We start from the raw sequence: 26,250 nt of genomic DNA, 5'->3' as shown, positions 1-26,250 counted from the left end.
TTTTCTCAAAATCATTGTTTTGAACAATTTAACTTTCTATTTCTTGACATAATTCAACCAAAACTCCATTGGTTGTTTTTGGATGTAAAAATGCCACCAACTTGTTATCTGCTCCTTTTTTTGGAGTTTCATTTAAAACTGTAAATCCTTCTTCTTTTAATCGCTTAATTTCAGCTATAATATCATCTACAGCATACGCAATATGATGAACCCCTTCTCCTTTACGCTCCAAAAACTTTGCAATAGGACTTTCTGGATTTGTTGCTTCGAGCAATTCTATTTTATTAGGCCCAATATCAAAAAAAGAAGTTCGAACTCCTTCGCTCTCCACCTCTTCAATTTTGTAATGTGGTTTTCCAAAAAGTTTTCCAAACAAGTTATTAGAAACTTCCAAGTCCTTGACAGCAATACCTATATGCTCTATTTTTTTCATGGTAATTTTCTTATCCTTTTTCAAATATACCGTACTTTTGCCGTATGGAAACAAACAGACAGAAAAAAATTGCAGGTGTATTGCAAAAAGACATGGTAGATGTTTTACAAAGTGCTGCACGCGATGGAATGAAGGGGGTATTAATATCGGTTACGAAAGTAAGAGTAACGAGCGATTTAGGTGAAGCAAAGATTTTTTTAAGCGTTTTCCCTTCTGATAAAAGAGATGAATTATTAAAAGGAATTGTTTCTAACACTGCTGCAATTCGACATGAAATGGCACGTAGAACAAGAAATCAATTAAGAAGAATGCCACAACTTGCTTTTTACGGCGATGACTCTTTAGATTATATAGACGGAATTGACAATGCACTAAAAGGAAAGGAAGACAATCCAATTGAAAATCCCGAAATTTTAGACAAACGCAAAAAATCATAATATTGAATTTTCCGCTGTACATTGCAAAACGCTATCTGTTTTCAAAGAGCAGTAACAACACCATCAATATCATTACAATTATAGCTGCCCTTGGTGTTATAATTGGTACCATAGCGCTTTTTGTAGTCCTTTCTGGCTTTTCCGGATTAAAGGCTTTTAGCGTAGGTTTTTTACAAACATCTGATCCCGATTTTAAGATAACTGCGACAAAAGGAAAGTCATTTGAATTTGATTCTAACATTCTTAACATTTTAGCTGCAACTGAAGGAATTGAGCATTTAACTCAGGTTGTAGAAGAGCGTGCATTTTTTGAGTTTAAAGGAAAGACAGAAGTTGCCTATATAAAAGGGATCGAAGAAAATTTCATACAAATTAACAATATTGACACAGCCATTGTAGTAGGTCGATGGCTAGATTTTGATGGTTCTAATCAAGCCATTGTTGGAAATGGAATTTCCAATAAACTTTCAATGGGAATTAATGACTATTTACAACCATTAACTATTTATGTGCCAAAACCTGGACTAGGGTATATAAGCAGTGCGCAATCCGATATTAGCAGTATAAAAGTGCAACCCATAGGCATATTTGCATTGACTGAAGAACTGGATAGAAAATTCGTTTATATTCCAATTCAATTAGCAAAAAGATTATTGGGCTATACTCCAAATCAAGTCTCTGCCATCGAGGTAAAAGTTTCAAACTTAAAAGATAGAGCCTCTATAATTGCTTCGGTAGCATCTAAATTAGGTTCGGATTTTGAAATTAAGAATAGAGAACAATTAAATGCTACTTTTTATAAAATGCTAAACACAGAAAATTTAGCGTCTTATTTAATATTCACCTTAATTTTGGTCATTGCTTTATTCAATGTAATTGGCGCATTAATTATGATGATTTTTGATAAAAAATCAAACCTTAAGACATTATATAATCTCGGAGCATCAGTTAAAGAGATTCGCAAAATATTTGTACTTCAAGGATTTCTATTGTCCTTTTTTGGATTACTGATTGGCTTAACAATAGCAATTCTTCTAATTTTAGGGCAACAAACGTATGGTTGGTTTATGATTACACCTTCTTTAGCATTTCCAGTTGAATTCAAATTCACCAATGTAATTGTAGTTTTTATTACAATAACTATCCTAGGTTATGTAGCTGCGAAAATTGCAAGTAGTAGAATTACTAAGAAAGTGATTGAATAATTCTAATTAGTGAGTTCTAAAACAAATAATTCTTGCGTGTTATCGCTCACCACATAAAATTTTCCATCATACATAGCAATCCCTTCCCCTTTTTCAACAGGAATTAAATATTTCTTGAGAAATACACCTCTTTTTGAAATATTTATGATGGCTTTAGATTCATCACTAATTAGCCATAAACTTTTCGCCTTTTCATCGACACCAATTCCTGACACATCTTTTGAAACATCTAACTTAAACGTTTCTTCAAGTTCTCCTTGCTGTGTTAATTTCAATAATTTTTTTGGAGACTTTTCATTAACAGCATATAAAAATCCAGTTGATACGTCAAAACAAAGACCTTCCAAACCACCGTTCTTATGTTTCTGTTTTCCTTTCACCTTTGTTTTACAAATCAAATCACCTTTAGAATTTAGCTCAATTAAAAGTCGTTTAGATTCACTAACTATAAAAATATTTCCGGTTTTAGGATGAATTGTAATCCCTTCTAAATCTAGATAATCAGTTTTTATTTTTTTTTTAATTTCTCCCGATAAAGTTGTTTTATAAATAGTTCCGCTGTGATCGCAAACAATATACAAATGATCGTTGTACACCGCTATTCCTGAAGGCTCTTTAATATCCAACTTAAAAGAGTTTATTTTCTTTAGAGATGTTTGTGAGTAGAAAGAGGGTGAACAAAACATAACACTCACTATAATTAACCAAAAAATAAATAAACTTTTCACCTTTTAAATTTAACCAAATTTCTGCTCAACCTCATCTAGCACATCATAAACTTCTTGTGCAGAATCTGAAGTAACCATTCGTAATCTATAAGGTTTAAAATTTGGAATTCCTTTAAAGTAATTTGTATAGTGCCTTCTTGTTTCCATTACACCTACTATCTCAACTTCTTTCCAAGCAATCTCCATTTCTAAATGACGCTTTGCCATGGCAACTCGTTCTGAAATTGTAATTTCAGGTAAATGCTCTCCAGTTTCAAAATAATGCTTTACTTGCTTAAAAAACCAAGGATTCCCAATAGTTGCTCTACCAATCATAGCTCCATCTAAACCATAATCATCACGCATTTCCATAGCGCGCTCTGGAGAAGAAATATCACCATTTCCAAATACAGGAATATGCATACGTTGATTATTTTTTACCTCTGCAATCGGTTTCCAATTTGCATCGCCCTTATACATTTGAGCACGCGTTCTACCATGAATTGCTATAGATTTACAACCAACATCTTGTAATCGTTCCGCAACCTCTACAATTTTAATAGAGTCATGATCCCAACCTAAACGTGTTTTAACGGTTATTGGTAAATCGGTATGCTTAACCATAGCATCCGTTAATTTTACCATTAAATCAATATCTTTTAAAATTCCCGCACCGGCTCCTTTAGAAACCACTTTTTTAACCGGACATCCAAAATTGATATCTATAATATCTGGTTTCGATTTTTCTACAATTTCCACGGTACGCAGCATCGAATCTAAATTGGCGCCAAAAATTTGAATTCCAACTGGACGTTCTTTTTCGTATATATCCAATTTCTTAACACTCTTTGCTGCATCACGAATTAATCCTTCAGACGAAATAAATTCGGTGTATACCACATCTGCCCCTTGTTCTTTGCATAAAGCTCTGAACGGAGGGTCACTTACATCTTCCATGGGTGCCAGCAATAGTGGGAAATCTGGCAATTCTATATCTCCTATTTTAACCATCCTTAAAACGTAACTTCTGTTGTAATTTCTTTTCCGTCTCTCAACATAATAACAGTTGTTGAGTCTCCTTTTTTAAATTTAGATAATCCGGTCATATACCCCATCATATCAGCAATTTCAATATCGCCCATTTTTACGACAACATCTCCTTTTAAAATTCCGGCTTTATGTGCTGGCCTGTCTTCAGTAACACCATCAATTCGCATTCCTTTTCCATCATATAAATAATCAGGCATCACTCCTAATGTTACCTTAAATCTTGGACTGTCTTTTTTAGCGTCTTTTGTTTTTGCAAACTTTAATTTCCCATTGTCATCCAACTCTTCAATAATGCTAAAAATATAATCAGAAATAGCATACATCCCTTCATAGTTTAGCAATTCGGCGTCATCAGAAGGCTTGTGATAATTCTCGTGCTGCCCTGTAAAAAAGTGCAATACAGGAATATCATTTAAATAAAATGAAGTGTGATCTGATGGTCCTACTCCAGATTTTTCTTCAACTATTTTAAAGTTCGAATTTAATGAATGAATTATTTGACCCCATAAAGGAGAAGTACCTGTTCCATAAATAGCCAACGTACTATCTTGCTTCATTCTTCCAACCATATCCATGTTAATCATGTAGTTAGTTTTAGAAATATCTATAGTACCGTTCTTCACAAAATAATTTGATCCTAATAAGCCCATTTCTTCTCCAGAAAATGCCATGAATAAATAGTTGTTACCCTTGATTTCAGATTTTTTCAACTTTGCTGCCAAATTCATCATTACAGAAACACCACTTGCATTGTCATCCGCACCATTGTGAATTGCTTTTTCACCTGCATGCAATGAACCACCATCTTCTCCAAAACCTAAATGATCATAATGTGCACCAATAATAATGGTGTTTTCTGCGCCATTATCGATATATCCGATTACGTTTTTTCCTGTAATTGTGCTATCAGATTTTTTTTCTGAAAACGATGCTTGCGAATGCGGATCCTTTTTTGGCTTAAATGTAAACGCCTGAAAATAACCCTCAGTCCCTTTTGGATCTAACCCAATCTTCTTGAATCTTTCTATAATATAATCAGCTGCTAATTGCTCTCCTTCACTTCCTGTTTGCCTACCTTCTAATTTGTCATCTGCAAGAAAAAGGACATCTTCTTGCATGCGATTGTCAAATTTTTCAGTAGTACATGCTCCCAATGCAATTAAAATTATCAGTATAAAATATTGTTTCATAGTATTATCGGATTATTTTTGCAAAACTAATTATATCTATTCTAAATTGGATATTTATTAACACAAAAATACACATTCAAATGAAACGAATTTTATTGGTATTAATCTCTATAGTTGCCATTTCTTGCAACAATTCAAAAAAAGGGACCAAAGATGCAATGAGCGGTGCCACTACAACGGACTCCTTATATTTTAAAGGAGAAAAGCATTTTAAAGACATTCAACAAATAACATTTGGCGGTGACAATGCTGAGGCTTATTGGAGTTTTGATGATAAACAAATTATTTTTCAATCGAACAATAAAGAATGGGGTGTAGAATGTGATCAAATGTTTTTAATGAATGTTGGAGAGACCTTTGAAGATAAAATTCCGCCAATGGTAAGTACTGGAAAAGGTAGAACTACCTGCTCTTATTTCTTACCTGATGGCAATATCATATATTCATCTACGCATGAAGGACACCACGAATGTCCTGAAGCCGTATTGCGTAAAAACGGAAAATACATTTGGCCTATTTATGATACGTATGATATCTATTTAGCAGATCAGCAAGGAAATGTATTAAAGCAGTTAACCAATGAAAAAGGCTATGACGCTGAACCTACAGTATCGCCAAAAGGTGACAAAATCGTATTCACTTCAACTCGTAATGGAGACATCGATTTATATACTATGAATATTGACGGAAGTGATGTAAAACAAATCACTTTTGAATATGGATATGATGGCGGGGCATTTTTCTCACCTGATGGAACTAAAATTATCTTCCGCTCGTCGAGACCAAAAACAGAAGAAGAAATTGCAGAATATAAAGGTTTATTAGCTGATGGATTGGTACAACCAACAGAAATGGAATTGTACATCTGTAATGCAGATGGATCTGATTTAAAGCAGTTAACGCATTTAGGAAACGCAAACTGGAGTCCTTTTTTCTTACCTAAAGGCGACAAGATTATCTTTTCATCAAACTTTGAAAATGCTGGTGGATTTCCATTCGACCTATACATGATCGATATCGATGGTAAAAACTTAGAGAAGGTAACCCATGGAGGATCGTTCAATGCTTTCCCTGTTTTCTCTAATGATGGAACAAGAATTTTATTTTCATCGAATAGAAATAATGGAGGTGGGCACGATACAAACTTGTTTATGGCAGAGTGGGTTGATTAATTGCTAGTTGACAGTTTATAGTTGTTGGTTTTAGCCTATATAAAACCATTGAATAGCGTATATTTGCACCCTGAAAGAAGGATTACGAAAATGAAGCACATTAGAAATTTTTGCATAATTGCACATATTGACCACGGAAAAAGTACTCTTGCGGATAGACTTTTAGACCATACTGGAGCCGTAACTGAACGTGAAAAACAAGACCAACTGTTAGATAGTATGGACTTGGAGCGTGAACGTGGAATTACCATTAAGTCGCACGCTATTCAAATGGAATACACGTTTGAAGGACAAGAGTATGTGTTGAATCTAATTGACACTCCTGGTCACGTAGATTTCTCCTATGAAGTTTCGAGATCTATTGCTGCTTGTGAAGGTGCCTTACTAATTGTAGATGCTGCACAGAGTATTCAAGCCCAGACTATCTCTAATTTATATTTAGCATTAGAGAATGATTTAGAGATTATTCCCGTTCTTAATAAAGTAGATTTACCAAGTGCCAATCCAGAAGAAGTTACCGATGACATCGTTGAATTGTTAGGTTGCGACCCTGAAGAAGTAATTCATGCCAGTGGTAAAACTGGATTTGGTGTAGATAATATTTTACAGGCTATTATTGAACGTGTTCCTGCTCCAAAAGGAGATCCAGAAGCACCATTGCAAGCCTTGATTTTTGACTCTGTTTACAATACATTTAGAGGAATTGAAACGTATTTTAGAGTTTTTAATGGAGAAATTAAAAAAGGGCAAAAGATAAAATTTGTCGCTACAGATCAAGAATATTTTGCTGATGAAGTAGGAACCTTAAAATTGGAACAGGTTGTAAAAAAATCTGTAAAGACTGGTGATGTTGGGTACTTAATTACTGGTATTAAAACTGCCAAGGAAGTAAAAGTAGGTGATACTATTACCGACGCTGTAAAACCTACAACAAATATTGTTGAAGGTTTCGAAGATGTAAAACCGATGGTATTTGCTGGTATTTACCCAGTAGATACTGAAGATTACGAAGAGTTAAGAAACTCAATGGAAAAATTGCAATTGAATGATGCTTCGTTAGTATTCCAACCAGAGAGTTCTGCAGCCTTAGGTTTCGGTTTCCGTTGTGGATTCTTAGGAATGTTACATATGGAGATTATCCAAGAGCGTTTAGAACGTGAATTTAATATGACTGTGATTACTACGGTGCCTAACGTTTCTTATCACGCTTTTACAAACAGAAAACCTGATGATGCATTTGTCTTAAACAATCCATCAGATTTACCTGACCCTTCAACAATTAATAGAATTGAAGAACCCTATATAAAAGCTTCAATTATTACAAAAGCCGATTTTGTTGGTAATGTAATGTCGTTGTGTATTGAAAAAAGAGGTATGATTACCAATCAAACCTATTTAACACCTGAAAGAGTTGAATTGACTTTTGACATGCCTTTAGCAGAAATTGTATTTGATTTTTACGACAGATTAAAAACTGTTTCTAAAGGATATGCATCTTTTGATTATTCACCAATCGGAATGCGTGTTTCTAAATTAGTTCGACTAGATATCTTATTAAACGGGCAACCGGTAGATGCACTTTCTGCTTTAATTCATACAGACAACGCACAGCATATTGGGCGTAAAATGTGTGAAAAATTAAAAGAATTAATTCCACGTCAGCAGTTCGATATTCCCATTCAATCTGCCATTGGCTCAAAAATTATTTCTAGAGAAACGGTAAAAGCCTTGCGTAAAGATGTAACGGCAAAATGTTATGGAGGTGATATTTCTCGTAAACGTAAATTATTAGAAAAACAGAAGAAAGGAAAGAAACGTATGCGTCAAGTTGGGAACGTAGAAATTCCACAACAAGCGTTTATGGCCGTTTTAAAATTGAACGATTAATAACGTTTTCGTAAGTTTTATTGAATTTTATACGGTTCAGAAAAGAATAAATTTACAATATCTTAATACTAAAGGGTGTTTTTTAATAAAAAACACCCTTTTCTTTTTACTAATAGTCGTATTTTTAAAACTAAAATTAAACGATGAAAATTATTCATTTAAGTGCGGAATGTTACCCTGTTGCAAAAGTTGGAGGTTTAGCAGATGTTGTTGGGGCTTTGCCTAAATATCAAAGTTCTGAAAATGTAACATCTGAAGTTATCATGCCATTTTATGACAACAAATTCACACAGGAACACGCTTTTTCATCAGTATTTAACTCTACCTTAAAATTAGGAGAAGAACAATGCAATTTTGAAATACTAACTCTAGACAACAACTCTTTAGGATTTAACATATACTTCGTTAAAATTCCAAATTTATTAACAGTTGATTATGTGTATTCTTTCGATGATGCAAATCGATTCTTGGCTTTTCAAATAGCCATTTTAGATTGGATTTTAACTTGGAATGAAAAACCAACCATTTTTCATTGCCACGATCATCATACAGGATTAACACCTTTTATGTTACAAGAATCATACAAGTATGAATCTTTAAATGCTATACCAGTGATTTTAACTATTCACAATGCGCAATACCAAGGTTGGTTCTCTCATGATAAAGTAGGGACGATTCCAGATTTTAATTTTGATAACGTCGGGTTGCTAGATTGGGGTGAATCCATAAACCCTCTTGCAGCGGCCATAAAATGTGCTTGGGCTGTCACTACGGTCTCACCGAGTTATATGGAAGAATTGAAAGAGAATGCAAATGGTTTGGAGAGTTTACTAGCAAGTGAAAGCGCAAAATGCAGTGGTATTTTAAATGGTATTGACACGGACGTTTGGAATCCAGAAACAGATTCTTATATTGTAAAGAACTTTAAAAAGACAACCGTAGTATCTGGAAGAAAAGGGAACAAAACTTGGTTATGTAACGAGTTTAATCTAGACCCAAAAAAACCATTGTTTGCATTTATAGGAAGATTGGTTGGCGAAAAGGGCGCCGAATTATTACCAAGTGTCTTTGATAAAGCCTTGGAAAATAAAAATATTTCAGTACTTTTATTGGGTTCAGGGCATGATGAAATTGAAGAAGAATTAAACCTCTTAAAAGTAAAACATAAAGGGTCTTATAATGCCTATATTGGGTATGATGAAAAGTTATCACATATTATTTATGCTGGAGCCGATTTTTTATTAATGCCGTCGAGAGTAGAACCCTGCGGTTTGAATCAGTTATACTCTTTACGTTATGGCTTAATACCAATAGTTCGGAAAATTGGAGGTCTAAAAGACACAATAATTGATGTTGAAAATGATGGTTTTGGATTTACACATGACGATGTTGACATAGATCAAATTGTATCAACAATGAATAGAGCAACTAAACTCTTCGAAGATTCTAAAGAGTTTACAAAAAACAGAAAATATATTATGGGGATAGATCATTCTTGGGATGCCTCAGCAGAAGCATATTTAAAACTATATCAATCTTTAAAAAAATAAAACATGGCAGGAGACAAAGTATTATCGATTATTTTAGGAGGCGGACAAGGTTCAAGACTCTATCCATTAACCCATGCTCGTTCTAAACCAGCTGTACCAATTGCTGGAAAATATCGATTGGTAGATATTCCTATTTCAAACTGTATCAATTCTGACATCAAACGGATGTATGTTTTAACGCAGTTTAATTCTGCATCTTTGAACAGACACATTAAAAACACCTATTCGTTTAGTTTTTTTAGTTCTGCCTTTGTTGACGTGTTGGCAGCCGAACAAACTCCTGATAATAAAGGGTGGTTCCAAGGAACTGCTGATGCCGTAAGACAAAGTATGCATCATTTTTTACGACACGATTTTGATTATGCACTTATTCTATCTGGCGATCAATTATACCAAATGGATTTTAACGAAATGGTGAAAGCTCATAAAAAAGCAAAGGCAAAAATATCTATTGCAACCATTCCAGTAAACGCTAAGGATGCTACTTCATTTGGAATATTAAAATCAGATGACAAGAATCAAATTACTTCATTTATTGAAAAACCTGATGCTTCATTATTACCAGATTGGACATCTGAAGTAAGTGATGAAATGAAAGGTGAAGGAAGAAATTATTTGGCGTCGATGGGAATTTATATTTTCAATCGTGAATTGCTAATTGAATTAATGAGCAATCCAGACACGATTGATTTTGGAAAAGAAATTATTCCACAAGCAATAAACAACCACAAAACATTGAGTTATCAATATGAAGGATATTGGACAGATATCGGAAATATAGATTCCTTTTTTGAGGCAAATCTTGGCTTAACCGATGATATTCCAAAATTTGATTTATATGACAAATCAAAACGAATTTACACTAGAGCCCGAATGCTTCCAACAACAAAAATTTCTGGAACAAGTTTAAATAAAACAGTAATTGCGGAGGGTTGTATTGTTAGTGCAGCAAAAATAGACCATTCAGTAATTGGGATTCGTTCACGTATTGGAGATGAATCAACCATTATTAATACGTATATGATGGGTAGTGATTTTTATCAAAACCTAGATGAAATAAATGATCCAAATTCCATTCCAATTGGAATCGGAAAACGTTGCTTTATCAAAAATGCCATCATTGATATGAACTGCTGTATTGGAGACGATGTTAGAATAAATGGAGGTGATCACCTAGAAGATGTAGAAACAGATACGCACGTAGTTAAAGACGGAATTGTAGTGCTTAAAAAAGCTGTTACCATTCCTAACGGTACTGTAATTTAAAAGATGGCAGAAGTAATTTCACATAGTTTTTTTACCGATTTTGACATCAACCTTTTTAAAGCTGGAAAACACTTTAGGCTCTACAAAAAATTTGGCTCGCACCCTATTAAGTTAAACGGAATTCAAGGTACTTATTTTGCTATTTGGGCTCCAAGTGCAAAATCCGTTTCCGTTATTGGAGATTTTAATTTCTGGAACGATGAGGAGCACCAATTGAATGTCCGCTGGGATTCATCTGGTATTTGGGAAGGCTTTATTCCACATGTTGGCAAAGGGAACGTATACAAATACAAGATTGAATCTACCAACAATAGTATTGTTACTGAAAAAGCGGACCCTTATGCTCGTAGATGTGAGCATCCACCTAAAACGGCATCCATTGTTTGGGACGATACATATAAATGGAAGGACTCTAAATGGATGAAAAAGCGAAAAAAGCACAATGCTTTGGATGCTCCATATTCTGTTTATGAAGTTCATTTAGGTTCTTGGAAACGAAAAGTTGAGGAAGACAGATTTATGTCTTATTTCGAATTGGCAGATGAATTGGTGAACTATGTTAAAGAAATGAACTTTACACATGTAGAGTTAATGCCTATAATGGAATTTCCGTATGATCCTTCTTGGGGTTATCAAATAACAGGATATTTCGCACCAACATCCCGTTTTGGTTATCCAGAGGAATTTAAATACCTCGTAGATAAATTACATCAAAATGACATCGGAATTATTTTAGATTGGGTGCCATCACACTTTCCAGAAGATGCACATGGATTAGGAAATTTCGACGGAACTCATTTGTACGAGCACCCGGATAAAAGAAAAGGCTACCATCAAGATTGGAAAAGTTTAATCTTTAATTATGAACGTAATGAAGTTCGTTCATTTCTAATTTCCAATGCCATATTTTGGCTAGAACAATACCACGCAGATGGTCTAAGAGTAGATGCCGTTGCATCAATGCTTTTCTTGGATTATTCTAGAGAAGATGGTGAATGGGAACCAAACGAATTTGGAGGAAGAGAAAACTTAGACGTGATTTCCCTACTTCAAGAATTAAATTCTGAAGTATACCAATCTTTTCCCGATGTACAAACTATTGCTGAAGAATCAACAGCCTTTCCAAATGTATCAAGACCAACTTATCAAAGTGGGTTAGGTTTTGGAATGAAATGGATGATGGGTTGGATGCATGATACCTTGAATTATTTTAAGAAAGATCCAATTCATAGAAAATACCATCAAAATGATATTTCTTTCAGTTTAACGTATGCATTTACTGAAAATTTCATGTTGCCACTTTCTCATGATGAGGTAGTTTATGGAAAAGGATCAATTTTAGATAGAATGCCGGGTGATGAATGGCAACGCTTTGCAAATCTTAGATTGCTCTATGGGTATATGTTTACCCATCCTGGAGCAAACCTATTATTCATGGGTAGTGAATTTGGGCAATATTCTGAATGGAATTTTCAGCAGAGTTTAGACTGGGATTTATTAGAACACGATTCTCATAAAAACACCTTACATTATTTTAAATCGCTCAATTCATTTTACAGAAGTACGCCTGCTTTATTTGAAAAAGCATTCGAGCAAGATGGCTTTGAATGGGTTGCTTATGACGATGCCGAGAATTCTGTTATTTCGTATATCAGAAAAGGTATAAAAAGTGACGTGATTGTAGTTTGTAACTTTACTCCGAACCTACATGAAAAATACAAAATTGGAGTTCCATTAAAAGGAAAGTTGAAAGAACTATTTAATTCGGATGAAAAGGCATTCGGTGGAAGCGGACAGGGAAATTCAAAATTAATCACAACTATTAAAACACCTTGGAACAATCAAAAATTTAGCGCAGAAATTACAATCCCTCCCCTAGCCGTTGTTGTATTTCAATACGCAAAATAACTTTAACTTAATTTCAAATTCTAGAACGTTTTCGTTGCGATTTCGTCAAAAAAAAGAGGTCCTTTTTGACGAATTTTCACATCTCAAACTATTAAATTTCAGTAAGTTTACAACTTGCATAAAATGACAATTTATGATTTTAAATACACAATTAGAATACAAGGGAAACCTATTCCCAACTAACATAAAATCCTACTCTAAAGAAGTTGATGTACTTCATTTCAGCACTGCTAATAATGTAATTCTGGAATTAACCGTTTTACGAGATAGTATACTTAGATTTAGATATACAACAGTAGGTAAATTTGACAATGATTTTTCTTATGCAATTGATGATGAATCTACCAGGGGCTATAATCATTTAGAAATTGAAGAAGATGAAGAAAAATACATTATTACTACTGCTAAACTCATCTGTAATATATTTAAATCTGACTTAAGAAAGTCTATTTATGATGTCAAGGATGGTTCCGTAATTTGCGAAGATGAATTAGGGTTTCATTGGGAAGAAAGTTACGAATTGGGAGGTGATATTGTTAAAATGAGTAAAACCGCTCAAAATGGTGAAAGCTATTATGGGCTTGGAGACAAACCTCAACACCTCAACCTTAAAGGTAGACGTTTTGAAAACTGGGCAACGGATTCGTATGCTTTCGGTAAAGACACTGATCCTATTTACAAAGCCATTCCTTTTTACACAGGAATTCACCATAACAAAGCATACGGCATATTTTTCGACAACACGTTTAGAACCTATTTCGATTTCTGTCATGAACGTAGAAATGTTACAAGTTTTTGGGCACAAGGTGGAGAAATGAACTACTATTTCTTCTATGGCCCAAAAATGCAAGATGTTGTAACGGCCTACACAGATTTAACTGGAACACCAGAGTTACCACCTTTATGGGCTTTAGGATATCATCAATGTAAATGGAGTTATTATCCAGAATCCAATGTAAAAGAAATCACTCAAAAATTTAGAGATTTAAAAATACCGTGTGACGCCATTTATCTAGACATTGATTATATGGAAGGTTTTAGATGCTTTACATGGAGCAAAGATCACTTTCCAGATCCAAAAAGAATGGTTAAGGAATTAGCAGATGACGGATTTAAAACTGTCGTTATTATTGATCCGGGTATTAAAATTGATAACGAATACAGTGTCTTTAAAGAAGGATTGGATAAGGATTACTTCTGTAAGCGTGCAGATGGACCTTATATGAAAGGAAAAGTTTGGCCTGGAGAATGTTATTTTCCAGATTTTACCCGTCCAGAAGTAAGAGAATGGTGGGCTGGTTTGTTTAAAGAATTAATAGAAGATATTGGCGTAAAAGGTGTTTGGAATGACATGAATGAACCTGCCGTAATGGACGTTCCTGGAAAAACTTTTCCAAATGATGTACGACATGATTATGACGGCAATCCATGTAGCCATCAAAAAGCGCACAATATTTACGGAATGCAAATGGCACGTGCAACCTATCATGGTTTAAAGAGGTATAATTACCCTAAACGTCCGTTTGTGATTACAAGATCTGCCTATGCGGGTACTCAGCGTTACACTTCTACCTGGATGGGAGATAATGTTGCCACATGGGAGCATTTACAAATAGCAAATATACAAGCACAGCGCTTGGCTTTATCTGGATTCTCATTTGCCGGATCGGATATCGGTGGATTTGCAGAACAACCTAATGGCGAATTGTATGCACGTTGGATCCAATTAGGTGCGTTTCACCCATTCTGTAGAACACATTCATCTGGTGATCATGGAGATCAAGAACCATGGGCATTTGATGACGAAATCACAAATGTAGTACGTAAGTTTATTGAAATTAGATATCAATTATTACCTTATTTATATACATCGTTCTATCAATATTCACAAAATAAAGTTCCAATGTTAAAATCGTTGGTTCTATTCGATCAAGAAGATCATCAAACACATTATAGAACCGATGAATTTATTTGCGGTGAGCAAATTTTAATTTGCCCAATTAATGAGCCAAACGCAAAAGGAAGAAGAATGTATATTCCTAAAGGTATTTGGTACAATTTCTGGACAAAAGAAATCATGACAGGTGGTATTGAAACATGGGTTGATGCTGATTTAGATAGCATGCCAATCTTTATTAAGGCTGGAGCGATCATTCCTAAGTACCCGATTCAACAATATGTTGGTGAAAAGAACATTGATCAACTTACTTTAGATGTTTATCATAAAGATGGCAAAGAAGATTCCGAATTATATGAAGATGCAAACGACGGCTATGATTATAAGAAACGTCGTTATAGTTTAAAGAAATTTAATCTAGCCGGAACAAAAAACAAATTGATCGTTAGAATTCATAAAAGAGGAAAATTTATTACTTCTTATGATACGTTTAAGATTAACTTAATTGGTCTTCCGTTTAAAGTTAAAACTATAAAAGTAGACAATGAGTATGTTGAATTAAAAGATGTACAGTTTAAAAACAACTCTTTAGTGGTTTCAAAAGAGTTCACTAACCTACAAATTAAAGGATAGATTTTTAAAATTTACTAATTATAAAAACACCTTAAAGCAGCATTGCTTTAAGGTGTTTTTTTTTCAATCTTATAGTAAGTATGTTTTATTTAATCATTCCATATTCTGTTAGTTCTTGATTTTATTACGACCATTGATATTATCAGAAAATATTTTCTGGTAAAACTAAACTTACTAACCATGAAAAAAACTATACTATTATTTGCCTTTATGGCAATTGGTTTCGGTGTAACCAATTTACGTGCTTCAGAAAATGATACGCCAACAAAGGGGCCCTTTGACTTTAAAGCTTCTGTTGTATCTATCCTAAAAAATGCCAAGACGTACACTATTGAAGTAGCAGAAGCAATGCCTGCTAAAGACTACACCTTTAAAACAGCAGATTCAGTAAAGACATTTGGAGAGCAAATGGCACATATTGCAATGTCTAGTATGTTTATCCACAAAAAATTAATTTTAGGTGAAGAATTACCACAAAGTGAAATGACTGAAGCCTCTATTGGAGCCTCAAAAGAACAAACTATTAAAATGCTAAACATGTCGTTCAACTCAATGATTTCATCTTTGGAAGGAATGAGTCATGAACAACTACATGAGAAGTTTTCAGTATTCTTTTTACCTGAAAAACCTGAATTTACTAAAATAGAAGGATTCCTATTTATAAGAGATCATGTCACGCATCATAGAGGGCAAGCAATTGTATATTTAAGAGCAAAAGGACATAAGGCTCCTGATTACAGAGCGTTTTAATTTTTACTTAAAATAAAAAAAGAATCTGGCCTTATCACAGTTCTATTCTGTTTTTAAAGCTGTTGAAAATTGGATAAAAAAACCCACTCAATTACTTAAGTGGGAAAATTGCTATGAAAAAGAATGTAGGATAAATCCTACGTAACAAAGATACAAACTGACTATTAAAATTATAATACTATTTTAACTCAGATTAATACTATTCTGTCAAATGAAAAATAATAGTATCAAATTTGTGTCATTTTTAATACCCTATAAAACCTATATAATAAACACAATTAATCGTAAAAAAAAAACCACCTAATAAATTAGATGGGAAAATTGCTATGAAAAAGAAAGTAGGATTTAACTCCTACAGCTGCAAATATACAATGACATTTTAAACCACCAAACTTATTGTGTATAAATTACACCATACGAAAACGTTTTCGATAAGTACTACCTACTTTTTAACATATTTTTTAACTTTGTGAGTCCATTTTTACCAAAAAACCAAATGAAAACTGTAAAACACATAACAATCTTTTTCCTACTAGTTTTATTGTTAACGAATTGCAATATTCAAAATCCTTCATCCTCTAAAGAATTTTCAATCGGAATCGTTTCTGACTGCCAATATTGCGATTGTGAAATAAAATGGGATCGCTATTTTAAAAAATCTCCAGAAAGATTAAGACAGGCTGTTGAGGAATTAAATAAACATGATTTAGAATACACTATTCATCTGGGTGATTTTATCGATAAAGAGTTCAAAAGTTTTGATAGCATACTACCTACTTGGAATCTATTAAAATCAAAATCATATCACGTTTTAGGAAACCACGATTTTGATGTAGCCGATAGTTTAAAGCCATTTATTGCTGAAAAAATGGGTCTAAAAAAACGATACTATAGTTTTGAAGTTGGAAATTGGAAATTCATTGTTTTAGATGGTACAGATTTAAGTACGTACGGATCGGAAGTCTCTAAGCAAAAAGAAGCTGATAATATGCTTCTAGTAAAAGAAAAAGACTCTTTGCCTTATGCTATGTTTTATAATGGTGGTTTAAGTTCAGAACAAATAAAATGGGTGAAATCGGAATTAGAACTTTCTAAAAATAACAATCAAAATGTTGGTTTCTATTGCCACTTTCCTGCGAACCCAATCGATAATCATAATTTTTGGAATGTAAATGAATTCAACCAACTCACTAAAAATTATCCTAATGTAAAGGTGTTTATGAACGGTCACAATCATGCAGGCAGTTACTTAGAAAAAGATGGTATTCATTACATCACTTTTAAAGGCATGGTAGATACAGAAAATGAATCTGCTTTTGCAACTGCTACATTTACAAAAGACAGCATCTTAATTAAAGGATTTGGTAGAGAAATTAATCGGTCTTTAAAAATCAACTAATCTTTTCGTATATTTGATACACTAAAAAAATTGAACCTAATAAAACTATCATGAAAAATCTATTTTCCTTTAGTGTACTTTGTGCAATACTACTATCCTTTGTGGGATGTAAAGACACTACTAACAAACCTGAAAAATCTGACACTTCTAATTCTATTACCAGTAATGGTGTTGCAGTAAAACAAAATCCATTAAATGATGTCTATTGGGGAGATACCCACCTACACACAAACCTTTCTATGGATGCCGGAGCATTTGGTAACCGCATTGGAATGGATGAAGCCTACCGTTTTGCTCGTGGTGAAGAAGTGATGGCAAGTAGTGGGCAAAAAGCAAAATTATCTAGACCACTTGACTTTTTGGTAGTTGCTGATCATACAGATGGTATGGGTCTTTTTTCTGCTATACAAGATAATGTAGAATGGCTTATGAAAACCCCAGAGGGACCAAGGTGGAAAAAGTTGTATGATGCAGGAAAAACAGGAGAATTAGCTCTCGATATAATTCAAAATTTTAGCCAAGATAATTTTTCCTTCTCAACCAATGATCCTGAAATAATGACCCCTCTTTGGTCTAAAGTTGTTGATGCTGGTGAAAAATACAATGAACCAGGAAAATTTACAGCTTTATTAGGATATGAATGGACTTCTTTGATGAAAGGTAATAATTTACACAGAGTTGTAGTTTATAGAGATAATGGAGATAAAGTACGAGATTTTTTACCTTATACTGCTGGAGATAGTACTGACCCAGAAGATTTATGGAAGTATATGGCAAAATATGAAGCGGAAAAAGGAGGTAACGTATTGGCTATCGCGCATAACGGAAACTTAAGTAATGGAATGATGTTCGCCGAAACAACTATTAGTGGTGAACCGTTGAGTGCTTCTTATGCTAAAGAACGTATTCTTAGAGAGCCATTATATGAGATTACGCAAATTAAAGGAGATGGGGAAGCACATCCATTCTTATCACCAAATGATGAATTTGCAGACTATGAAAATTGGGACAAAGGAAACTTAGATTTGAGTGAGCCTAAAACAAATGAAATGTTACAATATGAATATGGACGTTCTGCCTTAAAGTTAGGGTTGAAGCACCAACGTAATTTAGGCGTAAACCCGTTTAAATTTGGTTTTATTGGAAGCACTGATTCCCATACGTCTTTAGCAACTGCAGATGAAAATAATTTCTTTGGAAAAGCCTCGAATGTAGAGCCTAATGCTGAAAGAGCAGAGCATGATTTTGTCACGTCTGTTGTTCCAGAAAAATTTGCAAGTAAAGATAATTCAATCATTAAAGCCTACGAAACAGTAGCCTCTGGATACGCTGCTGTTTGGGCAAAGTCAAATACACGTGAAGATATTTACGATGCCATGGTGAAGAAAGAAACGTATGCAACAACGGGTTCTAGAATTAAACTACGTTTCTTCGGCGGATGGGATTTTTCTGATGCTGATATGAATGATAATTATGTACAAGCAGGATACGATAAAGGAGTTGCCATGGGAGGTGATTTAGGAAATGCATCAAGCAAAGCCCCTTCGTTTATGGTTCATTCTATGATGGATCCAGAATCTGGAAGTTTAGATAGAATTCAAGTTGTAAAAGGTTGGGTAAATGCTGATGGTTCTATGGGCGAAAAAGTATACGATGTTACATGGAGTGGTGATAGAAAAGTTGATGCCAATGGAAAAGTACCATCGGTTGGAAATTCTGTAAATCTTGAAAACGCCACTTGGGATAACAGTATTGGGTCTGCTGAATTAAGCACGGTATGGACTGACCCCGATTTTAATGCTGCTCAAGAATCTTTCTATTATGTTAGAGTTATTGAAATTCCAACACCGCGTTGGACTTTATATGATAAAGTAAAATATGGAGCAGAATTTAGCGATAAGGCTAAGTTAACCTCTACTGAGCGAGCCTACAGTTCGCCAATATGGTACACACCTAAATAAAATTTGAAGGGTAGCAATATTAATTGCTACCCTTTTTTTAATCTTTAACCTTTAATCTTATGAAAAATTTACTTATACTAATTTGCTGCTCTCTGCTAGTTTTAGGATGTAAAACAGAACCTAAACATAGCGATGATGGTCATCATTCTGAGGAACCACGAACTATAAATGGTGAAAATTATTCACCTTATGTGGGCGAATTCAAAGCAGAACCTTTACCAAAAAATTATGACAAACCGCTTTGGGGAGATACGCATTTACATACTTCGTATTCCACAGATGCTGGAATGATTGGTAATAGATTGGGTCCAGAGGAAGCCTACAGAGTGGCTAAAGGAGAAGAAGTAGTAGCATCTCACGGATTTCCTATTAAACTAATTCGACCTTTAGATTTTCTTGTTATTTCAGATCACGCAGAAAACTTAGGTTTGGCGCCAATGATTTCCGAATCAGACCCAATATTAATGAAATACCCATTTGGAAAGGCATTACACGATTTAGTAAAAGAAGGAAAAGGCCATGATGCGTTTCAAAAGTGGGTGGCAACTGTTGCTATGAATACAGATAGTATTGATAGCCCCGAAATGATGGAGACTGCTTGGAAAAGAGAATTAAATTTTGCCGATCAATACAATGAACCAGGCGTATTTACGGCAATGATAGGATTTGAGTGGACTTCAATTGCAACTAGAGAAACGCCTGGCAATTTACATAGAGTTGTGGTTTTTAAAGATGATGCAGATAAAGCAAGTAAAGTTCTTCCATTTAGTGCGTTTGATTCAGTTGACCCAGAAGATCTTTGGAATTATATGGATGAATACGAAAAAAATACAGGGGGATCTATCCTAGCTATTGCACACAATGGTAATTTATCTAATGGTGTCATGTTTCCTGAAGAAAAACGATTGAATGGCATGCCAATTGACAAAAATTACGTCGAAACAAGAGCAAGACTTGAACCACTATACGAAGTAACACAAATAAAAGGAGATGGTGAAGCACATCCTTTTATGTCTCCAAACGACGAGTTTTCAAATTACGGCAATTGGGATAAGTCGGATATTGCTGGCCTGAATCCAAAAGAAGATTGGATGCTACCAATGGAATACGCCAGATCTGCATTACAAATAGGATTACAACTTGAAGAAAAATTAGGAACGAATCCTTATAAATTTGGTATGATTGGAAGTACCGATGCACATACGTCACTTGCAACCACCAGAGAAGAAAATTTTTTCGGAAAAGCTTCACATTTAGAACCAGAAGCGGATAGATGGGAACATGTTTTGATTGGATCTTTAAGTGGTGACGATAGTTTATCAAGTTATTCGTATGAGACTATTGGAGCAGGATTAGCGGCCGTTTGGGCTCGAGAAAACACACGTGAAGGTATTTATGACGCCATGCAAAACAAAGAAACCTACGCAACCACCGGAACAAGAATCATTGTTAGAATGTTCGGTGGATGGGATTTTACAAATGACGACTTATCAAGTAAAGACTATATAGAAAAAGGTTACAGTAAAGGAGTTCCTATGGGTGGTGATATTTCAAATGCACCTGACGGAAAAGCACCGATATTTTTAGTCAAAACATCTAAAGATGTCGATGGGGCAAACTTAGATCGTCTACAGATGATAAAAGGATGGATTGATTCCGAAGGTAAACGACAAGAGCGAATTTATGATTTGGCTGTATCGGATGGCAGAAAAATTGGTGAAGACGGTAGATGTAAGACTCCTGTAGGAAACACAGTTAATATAGAAAACGCAAGTTACACAAACTCAATAGGAAGTACTCAGTTTGAAACGCTTTGGACAGATCCAGATTTTGATTCAAATCTAAGAGCCTTTTACTATGTACGTGTTCTAGAAATTCCAACTCCTACATGGCAAGCATTTGACGCTAAACGATTCTCAACGGATATGCCAGACACGGTTGAAATGATGGCGCAAGAAAGAGCCTATACTTCTCCAATTTGGTATACGCCTAAATAAAAAAATAAACTACTTTTATACTAGGGATAATTTCTTGTAAATTGTCCCTATAATTTTGACTTATAATCTCCCTTTTCATGAAGAAATTAATCAAAGAACCTTTATTCCATTTTTTATTAATTGGCACCTTATTATTTGCCTTGTTTTATGTTATCAATCCTTCTGAAGACAAAGAAGAAATTCTAATAGACAATGATTTAGTAAATGAATTGGTTGCTAAATGGGGCCAAAAGAGAAATCGAGAACCTTCATTGAATGAAGTACAAGGATTGATAAGTGAATATTTAGAGCAGGAGATTTTTTATAGAGAGGCTTTAAAAATGAATCTAGATCATAATGATGAAATTGTAAAGAGACGTTTGGCTCAGAAAATGCAATTTATTTCGGATGAATTGGCTGAGACCCTTCAACCTACCGAAAAAATGCTAAAAGATTACTATGAAGAAAACAAAGATGATTATAAAAAACCTGCAATCTTCACGCTAGAACAACTCTATTTTAGTCCCGATAAACGAGATGATGCAACTGCGGACGCTAAAAAAATAATTTCATCTAATAATATTCCTGAAAAAGCAGATGGGCTTTCTCTGCCAAAAAAATATGAGAACACTTCAGGTACTAAAATTGCCATCGATTTTGGAACTCGATTTGCAAATACAATAGACACCTTAAAAATTGGAACTTGGCAAGGACCAATTAATTCAGGTTTTGGAGTACACCTGGTAAAAGTCCATGAAAAAATACCTGCAGGATATTATTCATTTAAAGAAACACAGCGTAATGTAGTATTGGATTATAACTTTGAAGCGAATAATAAATTCAAAAATCAATTATTAAACTCCCTATTGGAAAATTATGAGGTTGTTTATGATTTGGAATCAAAAGAGTTGATGGATGAAAACTAGATTATTATTTCTTTTCCTATTCATTGGCTTGACGGTAAGTGCACATGAAGTTAGACCAGGTTATTTTAGCGTACTTCAGGTAAACGATTCCATATATCAGGTTACTTGGAAAGTACCAGCGATGGGAGATGCTATTCCAAAAATTTATCCTAGAGTTCCAGAAACTTGGGAAAAATTAGGGGAGCAACAGAACTTAATGTCCGGTAATCTTAGAAGAACTTTTGATTTTAAAATTACAGAACCTATAGAAGGTGGACTTATTCGATTTGATGGGCAAGAAAAAACCTTGATTGATATTTTATTGACAATTCGACTGCAAAATGGCAATCAATATTCTGTCATGATCAAACCTTCTAACCCGAGGTATACCATCCCTAAAGAACCTTCAAAATATGAAGTGGTTAAAACTTACTTAGTATTAGGTGTTGAACATATTTTAATAGGTATAGACCATCTATTTTTTGTTTTAGCATTATTACTAATTACTGTTGGATTTAGAAAACTGATAAAAACAGTGACGGCGTTTACAATTGCGCATAGTATTACGTTATCATTATCTGCATTGGGAGTCGTAGGATTGCCTGGACCGCCTGTTGAAGCAGTAATTGCCTTAAGTATCGTTTTTCTAGCCGTAGAGTTAACGAAACATTATAAAGGTGAAACAGGATTAACTATGAAATATCCTTGGGTTGTTGCCTTCACTTTTGGCTTACTACATGGATTTGGATTTGCTGGCGCCTTAGCCGATATTGGTCTTCCTCAGGCAGAAATTCCGTTAGCGCTTTTATTCTTTAATGTAGGTGTCGAAGTAGGGCAAATACTATTTATCCTAGCCGTTCTTGGATTTATTTTTCTCATGAAAAGATTAAAAAAATCTTGGCCTAGTTGGATCCAACAAGTTACGCCTTATGCCATAGGAAGCGTTGCTGCTTTTTGGTTGATTGAGCGCGTTGTTGGTTTTTGGGGTTAGGTTCTTATACGCATATAGTACATTAATAAATTGTTATTTTTAGAGCAATATTTTTTTTTGTTCATTTTTTTTGATATTTTTATTGAACAAAATTGCAAATAGAACTATATGAGTACATTAGAATTAATTACACAAGCATTAGAATTTGAAAAAAATGAAAGCCAATTCAAATCTAGAAATGAAAGAATTATTGCGGTAAGAGAAGCTAAGAGAATGATCCTTGCTATCAATGAAGTATATAAAAAAAATAGAGATGAAAAATTAATGGCAATTATGAAAAGATTATCCGTAATTAAAATTAAGTTCGAAAAACGACTACGAATTCGATAATTTATGAAAACTTCGCTACCTCAAGAACAGAATTTCGCTGGAAAAATAATTCTAACTACAAGTATTTTTTCATTGCTTTATGCAATTACGCGTTATCATGTTTTTGGCAATGTTCCTTGGAATGACTTTCCTTTTTTCATTCTAAATAAAGCAATTTCTTTAGCTGCATTTATCATGTTAACCTTTAATTTTTCCATTGGGCCTTTAAAAAATTTAGGCCTAAATGTTAGCGAAGGTTGGTTAAACGCTCGGCAGACACTTGGAATGACAGGTTTCTTATATGTACTAGTTCATGTACTTATGAGTTTTATGATTTTTAAACCTGAGATTTTCGGAAAATTTTTTGAAGAAGATGGTAGCCTTACGTTGTTTGCAGGATTAAGTATGTTAGGTGGTATTTTTGCTTTTGTGGTATTGTGGGCGTATAATTTATCCTTTAAAACAACTATGAAAGAAGATGCAAAATTCATGCGGTTTATTACCTCTAGAAAATTCTTGCTTGTAGCCTTGTTATTCTCGTTGGCTCATATATTCTTTATGGGGTATGAGGGATGGTTGAAACCATCAGATTGGCATGGAGGAATGCCTCCAATTAGTTTAGTTGCTTTTACTTTTTTCGCAATATGCTATATTATTAATTTAATTGGAAGAAAATAAGTAGTGAATTGATTACAATAAAAACCTATAGTTTGCAGATACTAAGAATGATTTTCTATTTCCAATAATTCCACCTTCTGCTCTAAATTGCCATCTTTTATTCAATTGATACTGTCCACCAACAACACCATTCCAAAGTTGTTGTACTTGTTTATCCATTCCATAACGAATAATACTGGTACCATCCACCTGATCAATAGCATCAACTATTGGGTCAAAGACCTCGTCTACTACTTTTTTCTGAGCAAAGTTTAAATCATCATAATTGGCGGCGTACCAATCATTATAATCAGAAACAATTTGGTCTGCCCTATCTTCTAATCCTGGCAATGCCTCTCCTAGCGAAATTTGACCTCTTGTTTCAGCGTCCATTTTAGTACGCATTCCTCCAATCCAAAAGGCAAAATTACTTTGGGGTCTGTTTTTAAACTTAAACGTTTTACCAACACGCACTCCTAAAACTTTTACTCGAACAGGGTCGTCTAATAATTCCGGTTTATTCCAAGTCCAATTTGCATCTACAGAAAACCACATTTTCCGAACACCTCCAGCAAACATTACTCCAAACCCTTTTGTAGTAATATTCTGTTCAACTTCAGAACCTAATTCAATGGGGGCTACTAAATTCACTTTTGTATTTGAAGAACCTCCACCGAACAAACCATATACATTAAAAAATGGCAATACCCATAAATCAGGTCTTACGTTATAAGCATAAGACGTATTCGAGTTTTCTCCAAACTCGATAAAATCAACAGGAGTTAAAGGGACATCATAATTGTCGCTTTTAAACCCTAATTGCATGTTATCAATAGTAATATTCTGATCCATCCAAACAAAATTGGCCATTAAACCGGCAGGGAATGGAATATCGAACCCTTTTTCATAGACCTTCTGACCCCATATAGGAAAGATATAATCATATTTCGTGTTCTTTATACTATCTCTATATTCTTGGTGTTTTTTTCCAACATCAATTGATGAATATTGTGCAACAGACGAATACGTTGCAAAGAATAACAATAAACCAAATACTAATAATTTAAATGGAATCTTTTTCATTCTTTTCTTTTAAGTTCTTTTCTTCTTCTTTTTCCAATCTTTCCTTTTCTGCACGTTTTTCCTTTCCCTTATTTTTTCCTATTGGAATATTCACTTTCACAAAAATAGAATTGTGCTTGGTTCCATCTTTTTCTTTATAAGCATTCACAAATCCATAGGAGTATTTTGCCCCAATAGTCATTCCTTCTCCCTTCTTTAACTGATATCCAAATCCTGCAATGGCTCCAACATCAATTCTATTCATTGCGTCTCTATTGTCTTCTTGAATTCGAACCTCCAACTCATCTTGTATTCCATTAAATTCCACATAAGCTTTAGTTACTAACCCAAATTGCAATCCCCCTTCAACATAAATATGATCTTCAAATTCATATTTCATTTGTGCAGGAACCAAAAATCCACGAACAACTTGATCATATTGCCCTTCCAAATCTTCATGAATTGTTGCCCCAATAAAATTCAAATCATTGGTCGATAAATCTTCTACTCCAATTTGTGATTTTACCAAAACTCCAGTATCTAAATACCAATTATTCTTAACCCTAATATCAAAGTAGAAACCAAGATTCAAATCCGAAGTCATTTGTTTGGTCTCTAAACCACTTATCGAAGAAAAATTAAATCCACCCTCTAATCCAAACTCAAGTCCGTCAGAATTTAATTTATCCCCTAATAACAAGGAGATAAGAACTTGAGAGTGCATTGTAATACCAAACAATACAAAACAAAGGAGTAATACCTTCTTTTTCATAATTTTAAATTTAGGTAGTTATAAATGCTAATATAGTTTATTTCATCAACTTTTAATAAAACAACTTTGTCATTAGTATTTTAACGATCAATGTTTTCTAGGTTAATTACCTAATTATTACAATTAGGTATTT

The 26,250-nt window shown here is 34.1% G+C and carries 22 protein-coding genes; 16 read left to right on the top strand and 6 right to left on the bottom strand.

Features of this window, described 5'->3' with window-relative positions:
- Positions 1 to 28 precede the first annotated feature (28 nt).
- Positions 29 to 433: a methylmalonyl-CoA epimerase gene (gene mce, locus RM519_RS09485; protein WP_311593496.1), complete on the bottom strand. Its 405-nt coding sequence runs from the start codon at positions 431 to 433 to the stop codon at positions 29 to 31.
- Between the two features lie 44 nt (positions 434 to 477).
- Here mce and rbfA point away from each other — a divergent pair, with 44 nt between their 5' ends.
- Both rbfA and RM519_RS09475 read left to right on the top strand, forming a co-directional pair.
- Positions 478 to 870, top strand: coding sequence for a 30S ribosome-binding factor RbfA (rbfA, locus tag RM519_RS09480; protein WP_311593495.1), 393 nt, complete (start codon positions 478 to 480; stop codon positions 868 to 870).
- A gap of 2 nt (positions 871 to 872) precedes the next feature.
- The gene (locus RM519_RS09475) at positions 873 to 2,075 is read left to right on the top strand and encodes an ABC transporter permease (RefSeq protein WP_311593493.1); all 1,203 of its coding nucleotides are present in this window, start codon (positions 873 to 875) and stop codon (positions 2,073 to 2,075) included.
- 2 nt (positions 2,076 to 2,077) lie between these two features.
- Here RM519_RS09475 and RM519_RS09470 read toward each other — a convergent pair whose 3' ends face one another.
- The 3 genes from RM519_RS09470 to RM519_RS09460 form a co-directional block, all read right to left on the bottom strand.
- Positions 2,078 to 2,701 (bottom strand): SdiA-regulated domain-containing protein, encoded by a 624-nt coding sequence (locus tag RM519_RS09470; RefSeq protein ID WP_311593492.1) that lies wholly within the window; start codon positions 2,699 to 2,701, stop codon positions 2,078 to 2,080.
- A gap of 111 nt (positions 2,702 to 2,812) precedes the next feature.
- The gene (dusB, locus tag RM519_RS09465) at positions 2,813 to 3,793 is read right to left on the bottom strand and encodes a tRNA dihydrouridine synthase DusB (protein WP_311593491.1); all 981 of its coding nucleotides are present in this window, start codon (positions 3,791 to 3,793) and stop codon (positions 2,813 to 2,815) included.
- A 2-nt stretch (positions 3,794 to 3,795) separates the two neighbouring features.
- Entirely contained in the window at positions 3,796 to 5,022 is a 1,227-nt protein-coding gene (locus tag RM519_RS09460; RefSeq protein WP_311593490.1) for a M28 family peptidase, read from the bottom strand.
- A gap of 80 nt (positions 5,023 to 5,102) precedes the next feature.
- Between RM519_RS09460 and RM519_RS09455 the strand changes: the two genes are divergently transcribed.
- The 14 genes from RM519_RS09455 to RM519_RS09390 all read left to right on the top strand — a co-directional run bounded on the left by RM519_RS09455 (position 5,103) and on the right by RM519_RS09390 (position 24,304).
- Positions 5,103 to 6,194, top strand: a complete 1,092-nt coding sequence (locus RM519_RS09455; RefSeq protein ID WP_311593489.1) for a TolB family protein — start codon at positions 5,103 to 5,105, stop codon at positions 6,192 to 6,194.
- 90 nt (positions 6,195 to 6,284) lie between these two features.
- Complete coding sequence (gene lepA / locus RM519_RS09450) at positions 6,285 to 8,081, top strand: translation elongation factor 4 (RefSeq protein ID WP_311593488.1); 1,797 nt, start codon at positions 6,285 to 6,287, stop codon at positions 8,079 to 8,081.
- Positions 8,082 to 8,224: 143 nt separating this feature from the next.
- Positions 8,225 to 9,631, top strand: a complete 1,407-nt coding sequence (locus RM519_RS09445; RefSeq protein WP_311593487.1) for a glycogen synthase — start codon at positions 8,225 to 8,227, stop codon at positions 9,629 to 9,631.
- A 3-nt stretch (positions 9,632 to 9,634) separates the two neighbouring features.
- Positions 9,635 to 10,897 carry a glucose-1-phosphate adenylyltransferase gene (locus RM519_RS09440; RefSeq protein WP_311593486.1) on the top strand — a complete coding sequence of 421 codons (1,263 nt, stop codon included), beginning with the start codon at positions 9,635 to 9,637 and terminating at the stop codon, positions 10,895 to 10,897.
- A 3-nt stretch (positions 10,898 to 10,900) separates the two neighbouring features.
- Positions 10,901 to 12,805, top strand: coding sequence for a 1,4-alpha-glucan branching protein GlgB (glgB, locus tag RM519_RS09435; RefSeq protein ID WP_311593485.1), 1,905 nt, complete (start codon positions 10,901 to 10,903; stop codon positions 12,803 to 12,805).
- 133 nt (positions 12,806 to 12,938) lie between these two features.
- The gene (locus RM519_RS09430) at positions 12,939 to 15,335 is read left to right on the top strand and encodes a glycoside hydrolase family 31 protein (protein ID WP_311593483.1); all 2,397 of its coding nucleotides are present in this window, start codon (positions 12,939 to 12,941) and stop codon (positions 15,333 to 15,335) included.
- A 180-nt stretch (positions 15,336 to 15,515) separates the two neighbouring features.
- Positions 15,516 to 16,085 carry a DinB family protein gene (locus tag RM519_RS09425; RefSeq protein WP_311593482.1) on the top strand — a complete coding sequence of 190 codons (570 nt, stop codon included), beginning with the start codon at positions 15,516 to 15,518 and terminating at the stop codon, positions 16,083 to 16,085.
- Between the two features lie 496 nt (positions 16,086 to 16,581).
- Entirely contained in the window at positions 16,582 to 17,484 is a 903-nt protein-coding gene (locus RM519_RS09420; protein WP_311593481.1) for a metallophosphoesterase, read from the top strand.
- A gap of 50 nt (positions 17,485 to 17,534) precedes the next feature.
- Complete coding sequence (locus RM519_RS09415; RefSeq protein WP_311593480.1) at positions 17,535 to 19,445, top strand: DUF3604 domain-containing protein; 1,911 nt, start codon at positions 17,535 to 17,537, stop codon at positions 19,443 to 19,445.
- Positions 19,446 to 19,504: 59 nt separating this feature from the next.
- Positions 19,505 to 21,442, top strand: a complete 1,938-nt coding sequence (locus RM519_RS09410; protein WP_311593479.1) for a DUF3604 domain-containing protein — start codon at positions 19,505 to 19,507, stop codon at positions 21,440 to 21,442.
- A 77-nt stretch (positions 21,443 to 21,519) separates the two neighbouring features.
- Positions 21,520 to 22,347, top strand: coding sequence for a peptidyl-prolyl cis-trans isomerase (locus RM519_RS09405; RefSeq protein WP_311593478.1), 828 nt, complete (start codon positions 21,520 to 21,522; stop codon positions 22,345 to 22,347).
- Positions 22,337 to 23,317 carry a HupE/UreJ family protein gene (locus tag RM519_RS09400; RefSeq protein WP_311593477.1) on the top strand — a complete coding sequence of 327 codons (981 nt, stop codon included), beginning with the start codon at positions 22,337 to 22,339 and terminating at the stop codon, positions 23,315 to 23,317. The genes RM519_RS09405 and RM519_RS09400 overlap by 11 nt, the downstream gene beginning before the upstream one ends.
- A 108-nt stretch (positions 23,318 to 23,425) precedes the next feature.
- Positions 23,426 to 23,647, top strand: coding sequence for a hypothetical protein (locus tag RM519_RS09395; protein WP_311593476.1), 222 nt, complete (start codon positions 23,426 to 23,428; stop codon positions 23,645 to 23,647).
- 3 nt (positions 23,648 to 23,650) lie between these two features.
- Positions 23,651 to 24,304, top strand: a complete 654-nt coding sequence (locus tag RM519_RS09390) for a hypothetical protein (protein WP_311593475.1) — start codon at positions 23,651 to 23,653, stop codon at positions 24,302 to 24,304.
- A gap of 12 nt (positions 24,305 to 24,316) precedes the next feature.
- Here RM519_RS09390 and RM519_RS09385 read toward each other — a convergent pair whose 3' ends face one another.
- Together RM519_RS09385 and RM519_RS09380 are read right to left on the bottom strand one after the other, a co-directional pair.
- Positions 24,317 to 25,366, bottom strand: a complete 1,050-nt coding sequence (locus tag RM519_RS09385) for a hypothetical protein (RefSeq protein WP_311593474.1) — start codon at positions 25,364 to 25,366, stop codon at positions 24,317 to 24,319.
- Positions 25,347 to 26,117 (bottom strand): outer membrane beta-barrel protein, encoded by a 771-nt coding sequence (locus RM519_RS09380; protein ID WP_311593473.1) that lies wholly within the window; start codon positions 26,115 to 26,117, stop codon positions 25,347 to 25,349. Before RM519_RS09380 ends, RM519_RS09385 begins: the two co-directional genes overlap by 20 nt.
- Positions 26,118 to 26,250: the final 133 nt, after the last annotated feature.

This window comes from Urechidicola vernalis, assembly GCF_031846385.1.
GTDB classification, from domain to species: Bacteria; Bacteroidota; Bacteroidia; order Flavobacteriales; family Flavobacteriaceae; genus Urechidicola; species Urechidicola vernalis.
Note: the sequence above shows the minus strand (reverse complement) of the source record. Positions and strands in the feature narration are given on the sequence as shown.